14 protein-coding genes are annotated in these 15,910 nt (G+C 57.9%); 3 read left to right on the top strand and 11 right to left on the bottom strand.

Features of this window, described 5'->3' with window-relative positions; genetic code table 11:
- Positions 1 to 103: 103 nt before the first annotated feature.
- From rpoD to rpsU, 3 genes are all read right to left on the bottom strand, one after another.
- Positions 104 to 1,954, bottom strand: coding sequence for an RNA polymerase sigma factor RpoD (rpoD, locus tag BW686_RS14055; protein WP_084917741.1), 1,851 nt, complete (start codon positions 1,952 to 1,954; stop codon positions 104 to 106).
- A 67-nt stretch (positions 1,955 to 2,021) separates the two neighbouring features.
- Complete coding sequence (gene dnaG, locus BW686_RS14050; RefSeq protein WP_084917739.1) at positions 2,022 to 3,977, bottom strand: DNA primase; 1,956 nt, start codon at positions 3,975 to 3,977, stop codon at positions 2,022 to 2,024.
- Positions 3,978 to 4,446: 469 nt separating this feature from the next.
- Positions 4,447 to 4,662, bottom strand: coding sequence for a 30S ribosomal protein S21 (gene rpsU / locus BW686_RS14045; protein WP_002551877.1), 216 nt, complete (start codon positions 4,660 to 4,662; stop codon positions 4,447 to 4,449).
- Between the two features lie 198 nt (positions 4,663 to 4,860).
- Here rpsU and tsaD point away from each other — a divergent pair, with 198 nt between their 5' ends.
- Positions 4,861 to 5,886, top strand: a complete 1,026-nt coding sequence (gene tsaD, locus BW686_RS14040) for a tRNA (adenosine(37)-N6)-threonylcarbamoyltransferase complex transferase subunit TsaD (RefSeq protein WP_084917737.1) — start codon at positions 4,861 to 4,863, stop codon at positions 5,884 to 5,886.
- A 34-nt stretch (positions 5,887 to 5,920) separates the two neighbouring features.
- Here tsaD and plsY read toward each other — a convergent pair whose 3' ends face one another.
- Positions 5,921 to 6,490 (bottom strand): glycerol-3-phosphate 1-O-acyltransferase PlsY, encoded by a 570-nt coding sequence (gene plsY, locus BW686_RS14035; protein ID WP_179149267.1) that lies wholly within the window; start codon positions 6,488 to 6,490, stop codon positions 5,921 to 5,923.
- 74 nt (positions 6,491 to 6,564) lie between these two features.
- On the opposite strand from plsY, the gene folB reads away from it, so the two are divergent.
- Together folB and folK are read left to right on the top strand one after the other, a co-directional pair.
- Positions 6,565 to 6,918 carry a dihydroneopterin aldolase gene (folB, locus tag BW686_RS14030; protein WP_084917732.1) on the top strand — a complete coding sequence of 118 codons (354 nt, stop codon included), beginning with the start codon at positions 6,565 to 6,567 and terminating at the stop codon, positions 6,916 to 6,918.
- On the top strand, positions 6,909 to 7,433 hold the full coding sequence (gene folK, locus BW686_RS14025) for a 2-amino-4-hydroxy-6-hydroxymethyldihydropteridine diphosphokinase (RefSeq protein ID WP_084917729.1): 525 nt from the start codon (positions 6,909 to 6,911) through the stop codon (positions 7,431 to 7,433). The genes folB and folK overlap by 10 nt, the downstream gene beginning before the upstream one ends.
- A gap of 275 nt (positions 7,434 to 7,708) precedes the next feature.
- On the opposite strand, the gene BW686_RS14020 is transcribed toward folK, so the two are convergent.
- From BW686_RS14020 to apaG, 7 genes are all read right to left on the bottom strand, one after another.
- On the bottom strand, positions 7,709 to 8,938 hold the full coding sequence (locus tag BW686_RS14020) for a multifunctional CCA addition/repair protein (protein WP_084917726.1): 1,230 nt from the start codon (positions 8,936 to 8,938) through the stop codon (positions 7,709 to 7,711).
- A gap of 99 nt (positions 8,939 to 9,037) precedes the next feature.
- Positions 9,038 to 10,600 (bottom strand): SpoVR family protein, encoded by a 1,563-nt coding sequence (locus tag BW686_RS14015; protein WP_084917724.1) that lies wholly within the window; start codon positions 10,598 to 10,600, stop codon positions 9,038 to 9,040.
- Positions 10,597 to 11,868, bottom strand: a complete 1,272-nt coding sequence (locus tag BW686_RS14010) for a YeaH/YhbH family protein (RefSeq protein ID WP_084917721.1) — start codon at positions 11,866 to 11,868, stop codon at positions 10,597 to 10,599. The genes BW686_RS14015 and BW686_RS14010 overlap by 4 nt, the downstream gene beginning before the upstream one ends.
- 122 nt (positions 11,869 to 11,990) lie before the next feature.
- Positions 11,991 to 13,913: a PrkA family serine protein kinase gene (locus tag BW686_RS14005; RefSeq protein WP_084917718.1), complete on the bottom strand. Its 1,923-nt coding sequence runs from the start codon at positions 13,911 to 13,913 to the stop codon at positions 11,991 to 11,993.
- Positions 13,914 to 14,198: 285 nt separating this feature from the next.
- Complete coding sequence (gene glpE, locus BW686_RS14000; protein WP_084917716.1) at positions 14,199 to 14,519, bottom strand: thiosulfate sulfurtransferase GlpE; 321 nt, start codon at positions 14,517 to 14,519, stop codon at positions 14,199 to 14,201.
- Positions 14,516 to 15,418 (bottom strand): symmetrical bis(5'-nucleosyl)-tetraphosphatase, encoded by a 903-nt coding sequence (locus BW686_RS13995; RefSeq protein ID WP_084917714.1) that lies wholly within the window; start codon positions 15,416 to 15,418, stop codon positions 14,516 to 14,518. The genes glpE and BW686_RS13995 overlap by 4 nt, the downstream gene beginning before the upstream one ends.
- Complete coding sequence (apaG, locus tag BW686_RS13990; protein WP_084917712.1) at positions 15,418 to 15,798, bottom strand: Co2+/Mg2+ efflux protein ApaG; 381 nt, start codon at positions 15,796 to 15,798, stop codon at positions 15,418 to 15,420. Before apaG ends, BW686_RS13995 begins: the two co-directional genes overlap by 1 nt.
- Positions 15,799 to 15,910: the final 112 nt, after the last annotated feature.

Here is a 15,910-nt window from a genome sequence, read left to right as displayed (position 1 = left end):
CTGCGTCGATCACGCTTGCGCCTTGGCCTGCTGTGTGGATTCTGGTTCGCCAGAAACGCAAAACCCCCGGCGTGCCGGGGGTTTTGTTGACTCGCTCGTGCGATTACTCGTCAAGGAATGAGCGCAGATGCTCGCTTCTTGTCGGGTGACGCAGCTTGCGCAGTGCCTTGGCTTCGATCTGACGAATCCGCTCGCGGGTTACGTCGAACTGCTTACCGACCTCTTCAAGCGTGTGGTCGGTATTCATGTCGATGCCGAAACGCATACGCAGAACCTTCGCTTCACGGGCGGTGAGGCCCGACAGCACTTCGCGTGTCGCTTCTTTCAGGCTTTCAACAGTGGCGACATCGATTGGCGACTGCATGGTCGAGTCTTCGATGAAGTCACCCAAGTGCGAATCTTCGTCATCGCCGATCGGGGTTTCCATGGAGATCGGCTCTTTGGCGATCTTCAATACCTTGCGGATTTTATCCTCAGGCATTTCCATGCGTTCACCCAGCTCTTCCGGGGTCGGTTCGCGACCCATTTCCTGCAGCATCTGCCGGGAAATACGGTTGAGCTTGTTGATCGTCTCGATCATATGCACCGGAATACGAATGGTGCGGGCCTGGTCGGCAATCGAGCGAGTGATCGCCTGACGGATCCACCAGGTGGCATAGGTCGAGAACTTGTAGCCACGACGGTATTCGAACTTGTCCACAGCCTTCATCAAGCCGATGTTGCCTTCCTGGATCAGATCGAGGAATTGCAGGCCACGGTTGGTGTACTTCTTGGCGATGGAGATCACCAGACGCAAGTTTGCTTCAACCATCTCTTTCTTCGCGCGGCGGGCTTTGGCCTCACCGATCGACATGCGACGGTTGATGTCCTTGATCTCGGCTATTTTCAGGCCGGTCTCTTCTTCCAGTGCTGCGAGTTTCTGCTGGCAACGCTGGATATCAGGCTGCAAACGCGCGATGGCTTCGGCGTACTTGCTCTTGCCTTTGGCCAGTGCGTCGGTCCAGCTTTCGTCGACTTCGTTGCCCGGGAACTGGCGCAGGAAGTCGGCGCGTGGCATACGTGCATCACGTACACACAGCTGCATGATGGCGCGTTCCTGAGCACGAAGACGCTCAAGAGCACCGCGTACACGCTCGACCAGACCCTCAAACTGTTTTGGAACCAGTTTGATCGGCATGAACAGTTCGGCGAGGGCAACCATTTCAGCAATGGCGTGCTTGTCGTCGCGACCGAGCTTTTTCAGTGCCTTGCGGGTGATTTCCATTTGATCGGAAACCGCACCGAAGCGCTGCTGGGCGATGACCGGATCGGGACCGCTCTCGACTTCGTCTTCTTCGTCGCTGGCGTCTGCCGACTCTTCCTCGTCGTCGTCAGCACCTTCAGCCTTGACGGCTTTGGGGTCGACGGGCGGAGGGACTTCGGCAGGCGGCGCAATGCCGTCGTCCGGGTCGATATAACCGCTCAGAACATCGGAGAGGCGACCGCCTTCGCTGGTGACACGTGTGTATTCGGAGAGAATATGGTCAACCGTGCCTGGGAAGTGCGCGATAGCGCCCATCACTTCACGGATGCCTTCTTCGATACGTTTGGCGATTTCGATTTCGCCTTCACGGGTCAGAAGTTCAACGGTGCCCATCTCACGCATGTACATACGAACGGGATCGGTGGTACGACCAATGTCGGTCTCGACCGCTGCCAGTGCTGCGGCCGCTTCTTCTGCGGCTGCCTCATCGGTATCGGCGTCGGCCAGCATCAAGGCGTCCGCATCCGGAGCACTCTCGTGTACCGGGATCCCCATGTCGTTGATCATGCGGATGATGTCTTCCACCTGCTCGGGATCTGAAATATCCTCGGGCAGGTGGTCGTTGACCTCTGCGTAAGTCAGATACTTCTGCTCACGACCCAGGGTGATCAACTCTTTGATACGAGACTGCTGTTGCGCTTTTCCGGACATAACACCCTATCCACTGAAGGTCTTGGCGGGCAAAAAACAAGCCGAGGATTATACCCGAGCTATGACCTCACGCGCCAGTTGAGGTCGGGTTTTGTGCAGAATGATTACGACTGAGCAGCTTTACCAGCTGCGCTTTCTCTTCGGCCGTCAGGCCGGTGTCACGGTCTTTTCTGATCAATTGATCAATATTTCGCGAACGTTGGTCCGCCGATAGCTTAGTTATAGTGTCGAAAAACTGTTGTTCAAGGTTGTCGGCCTCAATCAGCCATTCCTTTTCGGCCAGGGCGCGCAGCAAACGGCCCTGTTCAGTCCCGTGCCACCGCGCTATCAACTGTAACGACCGCAGGTTGGGATTCTTTTGTCTGGCTTCAATGAGCGCGACAAGTAATTGTGCGTTTGACTGGTCTTCTGCCGCGAAATGGCTGGCATTTTCGACCTTTTCGGCCAGTTCCGGGTGATGCAGCAATGTTCTGAGGGCGGCCTGCATCGGTGGCTCGACGGCCGTCGGAACGCGGGGCGCGCGCGGCTCGAAGTCCTGACGCTTGCCTTTTTTGCCCCAGGACTTGTTGTCCCACTTTTTCTGATTCGGACCGCCGGTTTTCTTGGGCGTCCATTCCTGCTGCTGTTCGTAACCGCCCTGTGGCGGGTAGTCGGCGTAGTCAGGCGCGGCGTCGTAGTCGACGTACGGGTCGTAGCTGGGCGGTGCATCGGCGGGCGCGCTTTGCACCAGCTGACTCACTGCCTCGCCGGTCAGCCCGGTGATTTCAGTCAGGCGCTGACGCATCAGAATGCGCAGGTTCGCGCCTGGCACTTTATCGATCAGCGGTGCAGCGAGCGTGGCCATGTGCGCTTTGCCTTCCAGCGAGCGCGGGTCAGACTCTTTGGTCAGTTGCTCGAAAAAGTAGTCGGCCAGCGGCTGGGCATGCTGATTGATGCGTGCCTTGAACGCGTCGGTGCCTTCGGAGCGCACCAGTGTGTCCGGGTCTTCGCCTTCAGGCAGGAACAGAAAACGAGCCCGACGCCCGTCCTGAAGGTTCGACAATGTGGCTTCAAGCGCTCGCCATGCGGCGTTGCGTCCGGCCTGGTCACCGTCGAAACAGAACAGCACGTTGGGCACGACCCTGAACAGCCGTTTCAAATGCTCTTCGCTGGTGGCGGTGCCCAGTGTCGCCACCGCATTGCGCAGGCCTTGCTGGGCCAGCGCGATCACGTCCATGTAGCCTTCAACGACGATGATTTCATCGAGGTTGCGATTGAATTTGCGTGCCTCGAACAGCCCGTACAGTTCCTGACCCTTGTGAAACACCGGTGTTTCCGGGGAGTTCAGGTATTTGGGTTTGTCATCGCCCAGCACTCGACCACCAAAGGCGATGACGCGGCCGCGAGAGTCGCGGATCGGAAACATGACCCGGTCGCGGAAGCGGTCGTAACGTTTGCCGGTTTCAGCGTTTTCGATCAGCAGGCCTGCGTCGATCATGACCTTTTGCTGTAGCGAATCACTGCTCAAGTGCTTGTAAAGGTTGTCCCAGCCGGGCGGCGCGAAGCCAAGGCCGAAGTCCCGTGCTATTTCGCCGGAGAGGCCGCGGCCCTTGAGGTAATCCACCGCAGCCTTGCGCGAGGGATGGCTTTTCAGGGCCTGGCGATAGAACTCTGCGGCGGCAGTCAGCAGCGGGTAGAGCGGGGAGTCGGTTGGCTGGCGTGGTTTTTGACCTTTGACGCCCTGCTCGCGAGGCACTTCCATGCCGGCGGCCTTGGCGAGGTCCTCGACAGCCTGGGGGAAATCCAGGTTGTCGTGGTCCATGATAAAGCCAAGCGCATTGCCGCCTGCGCCGCAGCCAAAGCAGTAGTAAAACTGCTTGTCCGGGCTGACGCTGAAAGAGGGTGTCTTTTCTTTGTGAAACGGGCAGCACGCGCTGTAGTTCTTGCCGGATTTCTTGAGCTGCACGCGCGAACTGACAACATCGACAATGTCGGTGCGGTTCAGAAGGTCGTCGATAAAGCTCTGGGGGATCAGCCCGGCCATGGCGTTCTCGTCATTCAAGCGCGTTGCAGAAGTATCGGGAGACTCTACGAGCGTTCCGTCAGCCTGTCAGCCGTCTTTTTGCATTGAAATGGCAATAAGCGGGCACGTCTTTGCATCCGAAGGTCGGGCTGAGTTCAAAGGGGTAGGGTGGGCACATGATCATACGAACAGGTCATCGAGCCAGAGGCTGCAATGCTGATGTTGAATGCCTGAAAAGACGCTGCCTTGGCTGAGCTTCTTGCGAAGTCATCAAGGCATACTCGTCTTGTCATCGGCCAGTTTATTGCCCGGCTGGGCATGACCAATGCTGCCTGTAAACAGGCTGGACGTGCTTGATTGAGTGTCTGGGTCGCATCTGCGGCCTGAACAGGTCAATCAATCTAGCTAACGCAAAACAGCAAAGCTGTAACTGCCGACAGCCCGGCTGTGTGGCCGGGCAAGGCAGAAGCTTGCGACGCAGGTCTGTAAATTAATACAGACGAACGGCGCGGCGCTGTTCGCGCTGGACTTTCTTGGCGTGGCGTTTGACAGCAGCTGCTGCCTTGCGCTTACGCTCCGAAGTCGGCTTCTCGTAAAATTCGCGGCTACGAACTTCAGCCAGAACACCGGCTTTTTCGCAGGAGCGCTTGAAACGACGCAGAGCTACGTCGAAGGGTTCGTTCTCTTTAACTTTGACGGCTGGCATCCAGAGCTACCTTCATTCATTACCGGGGTCAACGCTTAGTGCAAACACTGCACAAAAGTACGTCGGTTTTTAAGGGTTGCGGATGTTAACCCCTCATTGAGAGGAATGCAAAGCCTCTGATCGAAAACCGCTGGTCGGCACCTCGGTCGGCGACTATTATGCGCGCCTTCAAATCTGCCCCCAACAAGGCGCAACCCCATGCTAGTACTGGGATTAGAAACCTCCTGCGACGAAACCGGCGTCGCGTTGTACGACAGTGAACGCGGTTTGCTGGCGGACGCTTTATTCAGCCAGATCGATCTGCACCGCGCCTACGGCGGTGTGGTGCCGGAACTCGCGTCGCGTGATCACGTCAAGCGCATGCTGCCCCTGATCCGCCAGACACTGGCCGAAGCGGACTGTGTTGCCACCGACATCGACGCCATCGCGTATACCGCCGGGCCGGGCCTTGTGGGTGCGTTGCTGGTCGGCGCGTCGTGCGCCCAGGCGCTGGCGTTCGCGTGGGACATTCCGGCATTGGGTGTTCACCACATGGAAGGCCATTTGCTGGCCCCGATGCTGGAAGAAAACCCGCCACAGTTTCCGTTCGTCGCCTTGCTGGTGTCCGGTGGTCATACACAGCTGGTGCGTGTCGACGGTATCGGTCAGTACGAACTGCTGGGCGAGACGCTGGACGATGCGGCAGGCGAAGCGTTCGACAAGACCGCGAAGATGATGGGCATGCAGTATCCCGGTGGGCCGGAGATTTCGAAAGCGGCCATGCAGGGTGTGCCGGGGCGTTTTGTCTTTCCTCGACCGATGACCGATCGTCCCGGGCTGGCGTTCAGCTTCAGCGGCCTGAAAACCTCAGCGCTCAATACCTGGCAGCAGTGTCAGCGTGCTGGAGACGACAGTGAGCAAACCCGCTGCGACATCGCGCTGGCCTTCCAGCAGGCGGTGGTGGAGACTTTGACCATCAAGTGCAAACGCGCGCTCAAGCAGACCGGTCTCAAGAGCCTGGTCATCGCCGGCGGTGTGAGTGCCAACAAGGCGCTGCGGGTCTCGCTGGAAAGCATGCTCGGCGATCTGCGCGGGCATGTTTACTACGCACGGCCCGAATTCTGTACCGATAACGGCGCGATGATCGCCTTTGCGGGTTGTCAGCGTCTGCAGGCCGGGCAGAAGGAAGGTTTGAGCATTAACGTGCAGGCGCGCTGGCCGATGGAGCAGTTGTCGGGAATCTGAAGGCATGCGAGGGCGGTGGTTTTCGTGTCGTTGCTCAGAAATGCCGTTCGCGCCCGGCCAGCAGGTCGCGTAGATTGCCGCGATGGCGCCAGACGATGAGCAGGGTCAACACGCTCATCGGCAACAAGGCGTGCGGCTCCTGCCAGGCCAGTAATGGCAGTGTCAGGGGTGTAGCGATCAGCGCCGCGAGCGAGCTGGTACGGGTCAGGTAAAACGTCAGCAGCCAGGCGACTACCGCCAGGGCTGCTGCGGGCGGGTAAAGCCCCAGTAACACACCGGCGGCCGTTGCAACGCCTTTGCCGCCGCGGAACCGAAAGTACAGCGGAAACAGATGGCCGAGCACTGCGCAGACGCCGATCCAGCCTTGCTGAGAGGGATCAAGCCCCAAGGTGCCGGCAAGCAATACCGGAATCAGGCCTTTGCAGAGGTCGCCGAGCAGGGTCAGTATGGCCAGCTTTTTCCCGGCCAGACGCAACATGTTGGTGGCGCCGGCATTGCCGGAACCGCTGGCGCGCGGGTCCGGGCTGCCGCTGAGGCGGCTGAGCAGGATGGCAAAGGACAGTGAGCCAAGCAGGTAGGCGAAAGCCGCCAGTGACCAAAACATGCTAACCATTCCGGGCGAGGATGCCCTGATTCTAACGGCGCATCGCGCCCTTGTCGTGCAGTGGAGAGTAGTGCTTGGACAGAGTTTTCATCGAGGGCCTTGAGGTGGATACCGTCATCGGCGCGTATGACTGGGAACGTGGCATCCGTCAGTGCCTGCGTCTGGACCTCAGTTTTGCCTGGGACAATCGGCCTGCCGCGGCGGGCGACGACCTGAGCAAGGCGCTCGACTACGCCAGTGTCTCGACGCGTATTCAGGCGTTCGCCGAGCACGCGCAGTTTCAATTGGTCGAGACGTTCGCTGAACGTCTGGCCGAAGTGCTGATGAGCGAATTCACCATTCCCTGGCTGCGCTTGAAACTGACCAAGCCCGGCGCCGTTGCCGCCGCTGCCGGTGTAGGCGTGGAGATCGAGCGCGGATGTCGCTGACCCGGATCTTCCTCGGCCTGGGGAGCAATATCGAGCGTGAACGGCACCTGCAGGCGGGGCTTGATGCGCTGGATGGCTTTTTGACCGACATGCGTTGCTCGCCGGTTTTCGAGAGCCATGCCGTGGGCATCAAGAGCGGGCCGTTTTTCAATCTGGTGGTTTCGGCACTGACCGATTTGCCACTGACGGAGCTGGATCGCCGACTGAAATTCATCGAGGCGGACAACGGGCGTTACGCGCCTGACCGTGTAGGCCTGCCGCTGGACATCGATGTGCTGTTGTACGGGGAACAGGTCGGCAACTTTGATGGGCTGATTTTGCCTAGGGCGGAAATTCTCAAAAATGCCTTCGTTTTGCGCCCACTTGCACTGATTGCCCCCGAACGCCTGCATCCGGGGGTAGGCCTGTCGTTCAGCAAGTTGTGGGCGGATGCGCAGATTGACCAGCAGCTTTGGCCGGTTGCATTTGAGTGGCGTGGGGTAGAGTTGACGCCTGAGCATTTGCTGCGCAGCTAAGGTTGTCTCGCTTTCCAGTTCAACCGCAGAGCTTCCAGGGCTGCGCTATCACGCTGGAGCGTCAGTCCGCTTTTGATTCTGCCCGGAGTCCGTGGGAGCGAACTTGTTCGCGAAAGCTTTATTCTGGGCGATACATCTTCAGCGGATGTCACGGCCCTTTCGCGAACAAGTTCGCTCCCATGCTCTTCTGTCAGAAGCCTGTAAGCCCTCTATTCCAGGCGTTCTGGGGCTTGTGTATAACGATGAGCGTCGCAGCGATAGCTCGCGCGCGTAAGTCAGGCCATCTGCTCCGCCTTGTACGCTTTCAGCGCCTTCAGACGCTCGTTCTTCAGCGCATCGCCCAGTTCCTTGCCCTTGAGGCCTTGCTCCAGCAGCGGTTGTACTGACACGGTTCGGGCGGCGTGTGCTGCGCCGCGCAGGTAGTCGGCCTGTGGATAACTGCGCTGTTCGAAACCGTGGCGGCCTCGTGCATCCATCTCGCAGGCGGCAATGAACTCTTCGAACCGCTGCGGCCGACGATAGACGTCGAAGCTGTGCAGCAACTCCAGCAAGGTCAAGGGCTTCAGTTCCAGCGCCCGGTGCCCGTGAGTGTGATATTGACCGACCAGCAGCGCCAGCTCCTGGCATTCCTTGGGCACGCGAAAGCGCTCGTTGACTGCTTTTATCGGGCGCAGGCCTTTGTGTTCGTGAGCGATATGGCGAGGCCATTCGGATTCGGGTGTCAGCCCTTTGCCGAGATCGTGCAACAGGCAGGCCCAGCGCACGGTCAGTGGGTGTTTGTGAATCGCAGACTGCTCAAGCACGCTGAGAACATGCACGCCGGTGTCTATTTCAGGGTGATGGGCTGCTGGTTGCGGGACGCCAAACAGCGCTTCGACTTCCGGTATCAATTCGCCGAGCGCACCGCAGTCATGCAGCACCTGGATGAAAACCTGAGGCTGGTCCTCCATGAGGGCGCGAGAGATTTCCTTCCAGCTTCGCTCGGCGGTGAGGGCCTTGAGTTCGCCCGATTCACTAAGCTGTCGCATCAGGTCCATCGTCTCGGAGGCGATGGTGAAGCCGTGACCGGCGTAACGTGCCGCAAACCGGGCGACGCGCAGGACTCTGAGCGGATCTTCGGCGAATGCGGGTGAAACGTGACGCAATATTCGCGCTTCCAGGTCCCGCTGCCCGTTGTAAGGGTCGGTCAGATTGCCGTCCTTGTCTTCGGCCATCGCGTTGATGGTCAGGTCGCGACGGATCAGGTCCTGCTCAAGGGTCACCTCGGGGCTGGCGTGAAAAACAAAGCCGCCATAGCCCACACCGCTTTTGCGCTCGGTGCGCGCCAAGGCGTATTCCTCATTGGTCAGCGGGTGCAGGAACACCGGGAAGTCTGTGCCGACCGGGCGATAGCCCTTGACCAGCATCTCCTCGGTACTGGCGCCCACCACCACCCAATCGATATCTGTAACGGGTTGCCCCAGCAGGCGATCGCGTACTGCACCGCCAACTTTATAAATCTGCATAAAAAACCTCCGTAAGCGCGACAGGATAAACCTTGCGTCGCGCTCGTGGAGGCCAAAACCGAATCAAGGGCGGATAATTAATATTCACCGCTCTACAGCTTAAAGGTGTACAACCGCCAAATCACGCCGGGGATATTCACTGTCGGCATGCTCGCCTTTTGGTGGTACATGATGGACTTTGACCACCTCATCGCCCTGAAGGGTTTCCAGGTGGATGTCAAAACCCCACAACCGATGCAAGTGCTTGAGCACCTCATCTGTCGATTCGCCCAGCGGTTTGCGGTTGTGCTGCTGGTGGCGCAGGGTCAGTGAGCGGTCGCCGCGGCGATCAATGCTGTAGATCTGTATGTTGGGTTCCCGATTGCCAAGGTTGTACTGGGCAGCGAGAATTTCGCGGATGGTCCGGTAACCGTTTTCATCGTGAATTGCAGGCACAACCAGGTCTTCTTTCTGATCGTCATCCATGATGCTGAACAGCTTGAGGTCGCGAATGACCTTGGGTGACAGGTACTGAAGGATGAAACTCTCATCCTTGAAACTGCCCATCGCAAACTTGATCGCTGTCAGCCAGTCGGTCCCGGCAATTTCCGGGAACCACTGCCGATCCTCATCAGTGGGGTGTTCGCACATCCTTCTGATGTCCTGATACATGGCAAACCCGAGGGTATAAGGGTTGATACCGCTGTAATACGGACTGTCGAAACCGGGCTGATAGATCACGCTGGTGTGCGACTGCAGGAACTCCATCATGAAGCCGTCGGTAACAAGCCCCTCGTCATACAGGTCATTCATCAGCGTGTAGTGCCAGAACGTCGCCCAGCCTTCGTTCATCACTTGGGTCTGGCGCTGGGGGTAAAAATACTGCGCAATCTTGCGTACGATTCGCACCACTTCACGCTGCCAGGGCTCCAGCAACGGTGCGTGCTTTTCGATGAAATAAAGAATGTTTTCCTGAGGTTCGGCAGGGAAGCGAGCGTTATCCTCTTTGTTGCCTTTGTCGGCGTTCTTCGGAATGGTGCGCCAAAGATCGTTGATCTGTCGTTGCAGATGCTCTTCACGGTCCTTCTGTCGGCGCCGCTCTTCTTCGGCAGAAATCGGGTACGGGCGTTTGTACCGGTCCACTCCGTAGTTCATCAGCGCGTGGCAGGAGTCGAGCAAGTCTTCCACCGCATCGATCCCGTGGCGTTCTTCGCACTGCATGATGTACTGCTTGGCGAACACCAGATAATCGATGATCGAGCTGGCGTCGGTCCAGGTGCGGAACAGGTAGTTGCCCTTGAAGAAACTGTTGTGCCCGTAGCAGGCATGAGCGACAACCAGCGCTTGCATGCAGATGGTGTTTTCTTCCATCAGGTAGGCGATACATGGGTCGGAGTTGATCACGATCTCGTAGGCCAGACCCATCTGGCCTCGCGAGTAGGATTTTTCAGTGCTGAGGAAGTGCTTGCCGTAAGACCAGTGGTGATAACCCAGCGGCATGCCCACCGAGGCATAGGCATCCATCATCTGCTCGGCCGTGATCACCTCGATCTGATTGGGATAAGTATCCAGGGCATACCGCTCGGCGATTCTGCCGATTTCCCGGTCGTAGGCCCGAATCAGTTCGAACGTCCACTCTGACCCGGTGGAAAGGGGTTGGCGTTTCTGCTCTCTGGCGGTCATGACACTAACCTTCGCTGGAAGAGTTCGCGGAATACCGGATAGATATCACCGGCAGAGACCAGCTGCTGCTGGGCGAAGGTGTCGGCGAACTCGTCACCGATACGCTCGTATTCGTACCACAGGGCCTGATGTTCACGCGGCGTGATTTCCACGTACGTGTAGTACTGCACGAAAGGCATGATCTGTTTGGTCAGGATCTCGCGGCAGATGGGCGAGTCATCGTTCCAGTTGTCGCCGTCCGAAGCCTGAGCTGCGTAGATGTTCCATTCGCTGGTCGGGTAGCGTGCCGCCATGATCTCCTGCATCAGTTTCAGGGCGCTTGAAACGATCGTGCCGCCGGTTTCCCGTGAGTAAAAAAACTCTTCTTCGTCCACTTCGCGGGCACTGGTGTGGTGGCGAATGAACACGACCTCGATTTTGTCGTAGTTACGCTTGAGAAACAGGTACAGCAGGATGAAGAACCGTTTGGCGATGTCCTTGGTTGCCTGGGTCATGGAGCCGGAAACGTCCATCAGGCAGAACATGACGGCTTTGGAACTGGGGTTGGGTTGCTTGACCAGCAGGTTGTATTTGAGGTCGAAGGTGTCGAGGTAGGGCACACGACGAATGCGCGCTTTCAACTTCTCTATGTCTACTTCCAGCTCCTGAATGTCGCCAAAATTGTCGGGTTCTTCGCGCTTCATGCGCTCAAGTTCGCTGATCGACTCCCGGAGCTTTGCACGACTGCTGCCAGACAGCGCAATGCGTCGCGCATGGGCGGAGCGCAGGGTGCGAATAATGTTGATGCGGGAAGGGTTACCTTCGTTGCTAATCCCGGCCCGCACTGTTTTGAACGTGTCCGTGCCGGTCAGGTTGCGTTTGACCAGATTCGGCAGTTCGAGGTCTTCGAACATGAACTCAAGAAACTCTTCCTGAGTGATCTGAAACGAAAACTCATCCATGCCTTCGCCGGAGTTGCCTGCCTTGCCAGGCCCTTTGCCGCCAGCGCCGCCTTGTGGGCGGGCGATGTGCTCGCCGGTGGTGAATTCCTTGTTGCCGGGATGGACGACCGTCTGCTTGCCGCCACGACCATGGTGCAGCACCGGTTCGTCGATGTCGCGCCCGGGGATGCTGATCTGTTCGCCGTGTTCCATGTCTGTAATGGATCGCCGGCTGACAGCTTCCTCCACCGCCTTCTTGATATGGTCACGATAACGACGCAGAAACCTCTGTCGGTTTACCGTGCTCTTGTTCTTGCCATTGAGACGTCGGTCGATCACATAGCTCATAGGCCCCTCCGGGGAGCTTCAAGTTGTAAGCTTCAAGCTGCAAACGAATGCTCTTTCAGCCCCGGAATGGAGGCCTGACCGCTGTTCGCCTGCAGCCGATAGCTTGAAGCTGACACCTGCTTTTATTGCGACTTGCGCACGCGCAGATACCATTCGGAAAGCAGGCGAACCTGTTTGTCCGTATAGCCCCTCTCGACCATTCGAGTCACGAAGTCGTTGTGCTTTTGTTGGTCCTCTTTGCTGGCCTTGGCGTTGAAGCTGATGACCGGCAGGAGGTCCTCGGTGTTGGAGAACATTTTCTTCTCGATCACCACACGCAGCTTCTCGTAGCTGAGCCAGGTCGGGTTTTTGCCATTGTTGTTGGCGCGGGCACGCAATACGAAGTTGACGATCTCGTTGCGGAAATCTTTCGGGTTGCTGATGCCTGCCGGTTTCTCGATCTTCTCCAGTTCCTCGTTCAAAGCCACGCGGTTGAGAATCTCGCCGGTCTCGGGATCGCGGTACTCCTGATCCTGAATCCAGAAGTCTGCATACAGCACGTAGCGGTCGAAGATGTTCTGACCGTATTCACTGTACGACTCCAGGTACGCCGTCTGGATTTCCTTGCCGATAAACTCGATGTAGCGCGGTGCCAGGTATTCCTTGATGAACCGCAGGTAACGCTCGCGGGTTTCGGCAGGGAACTGCTCCTGTTCGATCTGCTGTTCCAGCACGTACAGCAGGTGGACCGGGTTGGCGGCGATTTCGTGCGGATCGAAGTTGAAGACCTTGGACAGGATCTTGAACGCAAAGCGGGTAGACAGGCCGTTCATGCCTTCGTCGACGCCTGCGCTGTCCCGGTATTCCTGAATCGACTTGGCTTTGGGGTCAGTGTCTTTCAGGTTCTCGCCGTCATACACACGCATCTTGGAGTAGATGTTGGAGTTATCCGGCTCCTTGAGGCGAGAGAGCGTGGTGAACTGCGCAAGCATTTTCAGGGTGTCGGGCGCGCAATGCGCCTTGGCCAGCGAACTGTTGAACAGCAGTTTGTCGTAGATCTTGATCTCATCGCTGACGCGCAGGCAGTACGGCACCTTTACGATGTAGATACGGTCGATGAACGCTTCGTTGTTCTTGTTGTTGCGGAAGCTGTGCCATTCCGATTCGTTGGAGTGGGCCAGCAGAATGCCGGTGAACGGGATCGCCCCCAGCCCTTCGGTGCTGTTGTAGTTACCTTCCTGGGTCGCCGTCAGTAACGGGTGCAGGACTTTGATGGGCGCCTTGAACATCTCGACGAATTCCATCATGCCCTGGTTGGCACGGCACAGTGCGCCGGAGTAGCTATAAGCATCGGCGTCATTTTGTGGATATTCTTCGAGCTTGCGGATATCGACCTTACCGACCAGCGCGGAAATGTCCTGGTTGTTCTCGTCTCCCGGCTCGGTTTTCGCCACCGCGATCTGATTGAGGATCGAAGGGTAGAGCTTGACGACCTTGAACTGGCTGATGTCGCCCCCGAATTCGGCCAGACGCTTGGTCGCCCAAGGCGACATGATCGTGCTCAGGTAACGTCGCGGAATTCCGAAATCCTCTTCCAGAATCGCGCCGTCTTCAGTGGCATTGAACAGGCCCAGCGGCGACTCGAAAACCGGTGAGCCCTTGATGGCGTAGAAAGGGACTTTTTCGATGAGTTGTTTAAGCTTTTCGGCCAGGGACGATTTACCACCGCCAACCGGGCCGAGCAGGTAGAGGATTTGTTTCTTTTCTTCCAGGCCTTGGGCGGCATGGCGGAAATACGAAACGATCTGGTCGATGCATTCTTCCATCCCGTGGAAGTCCGCAAAGGCCGGATAGCGGCGTATGACCTTGTTGGAAAATATTCGCGATAATCGCGAGTTGACGGACGTGTCCACCAGCTCGGGCTCACCAATGGCCAGCAGCAGACGTTCTGCGGCAGAGGCGTAGGCGCTGCGATCCTGTTTACAGAGCTCTAGATACTCCTGTAGCGAGAGCTCTTCCTGTCGTGTGCTTTCAAAGCGTTGTTGGAAGTGGCTGAATATGCTCATGACGTCACCTCGCTCGATACGTAGAGCCGGCGGCGGATCTCAGTCGATGCTGGCAGCAGCCGATCACTCGGTCACTGTTTACCCCCCAGAACACCTTAATAATAGCTACCGATAACCCACGCGCCGGTGTACCGGCTCTCCCCTGAATACGGATGGCCTAGGCTAAGGATAGTTCGGATTCGGAAAGATAAAGAAGGGATGCGCGAGAAGAGGGGGGGACCGTTCGTCAGATGGCGCGCAAGCCCGCGTAGAACGCGGGATCCGCTGTCAGAAAAATATTTTGTATCAGCCTTGCACGGTTTCTTCGGGGTAAGTCGTGCGCCACAGCTCAAAACCGCCGTCCACGCTGTACACGTCGGAGAAGCCCTGGCCTACCAGGTAAGCCGCGGCGCTTTGACTGGAGTTGCCGTGATAGCAGACCACGAGCAGAGGCTTGTCGAGGTCTGCCTCGCGGATGAAGTCTGCAATCGAGTGATTGTCCAGATGCACGGCGTCAGGAATGCGATTGCTCTGAAACGCTTGCGCATCGCGAACATCGACCAGCACGGCGCCCTGATCGCGCAGCGCTTTGGCCTGGTCAGGCGGAATACGTTTGAAATCGGTCATTGCTGGGGCTCCTGGGCCTGAGGTTGCTGAGTGTCTGCGACGCCCGGCTGCATGCTGACAATCTGCCCGGGGGCGGCGTTGCCGACAGCATCGCAATTGCAGTGATGACGTTCAAGCGTGTCGACGTTGAGCAGCGTCATGGCGCCGCCCCATACACAGCCGCTGTCCAGCGCAAAGACTCCCGGCTCGTCGCAGCGGCCTTCAAGAGCGGCCCAGTGACCGAAGATGATGTTCACCTCGCGAGTCTTGCGGCTCTCGTGACTGAACCAGGGCGCATAGCCAGGTAACGCGGTGCCGACACCTTCCTTGCTCTTGAGGTCGAGTTTGCCGTCGCGGGTGCAGAAGCGCATGCGCGTGAAACAGTTGGTGATCACCCGCCATCGCGTCACGCCGCTCAAGTTGCTGTCCCATTTGGCCGGTTCGTTGCCGTACATGCCATCAAGGAAGGCACCATAGGACTGGTCGTCCTGAAGCGCCTGTTCAACTTCGGCGGCGTACTTCAGCGCTTTTTTCAGCGACCACTGCGGGGCGATGCCGGCATGAACCATGGCGACGTTGCGGCTTTCATCGTAATGCATGAGTTTCTGTTGGCGCAGCCAGCCCAGCAGTGCTTCCCGATCCGGGGCGTCCAGAATCTCGCGCAGTGTGTCGCCTTTTTTAAGGCGCTCAGCGTTACGGGCAGCGGCAAGCAGGTGCAGGTCATGATTTCCGAGCACGCAGACCAGCGATTCGCGGATGTTGTACAGGTATCGAAGGGTTTCCAGCGACTGAGGACCGCGGTTGACCAGGTCGCCTACCAGCCAGAGTCGATCCTGGTCCGGATCGAAATGAACATGTTCCAGCAGGCACTTCAAGGGCTCAAGACAGCCCTGCAGGTCACCGACGGCGTAAACTGACATCAGTGCAGCGAGCCTGGAGCGGCCAGCCGGAACGGAGCAATGACCGCATCGAAGCGTTTACCGTCTTCGGCCAGCATCTGATAGGTGCCCTGCATGGTACCGACCATGGTCGTCATCACCGTGCCGCTGCTGTAGGTATGGCTGTCGCCAACCTTGATCAGCGGTTGCTGGCCCACAACACCCTCGCCGCGTACTTCTTCGACGTGACCATCACCGTTGGTGATGACCCAGTGTCGGGACAGCAGCTTGGCAGGCAGTTCACCGTTGTTGTGAACGGTGATGGTGTAGGCGAAAGCAAAGCGGTTCTGATCGGTTTGCGACTGTTCTGCAAGGAAGCGTGTGACGACTTTGACGTCGACCTTGTAACGAGAATCGGACATGCAGGAGACCTTGAAAGCGAAAGCGAAAAAAGGGCGTGTGCGGCAGGTAGAACAGTCTAGGACAAGTCGCCGGGAAATGACGACGGATAAAACCGTTTACGTGCCCTGAGAC

Origin of the sequence: Pseudomonas syringae (genome assembly GCF_002157375.1) — a bacterium.
Lineage (GTDB): Bacteria > Pseudomonadota > Gammaproteobacteria > Pseudomonadales > Pseudomonadaceae > Aquipseudomonas > Aquipseudomonas syringae_T.
This window is presented reverse-complemented; position numbering and strand designations above follow the sequence as displayed.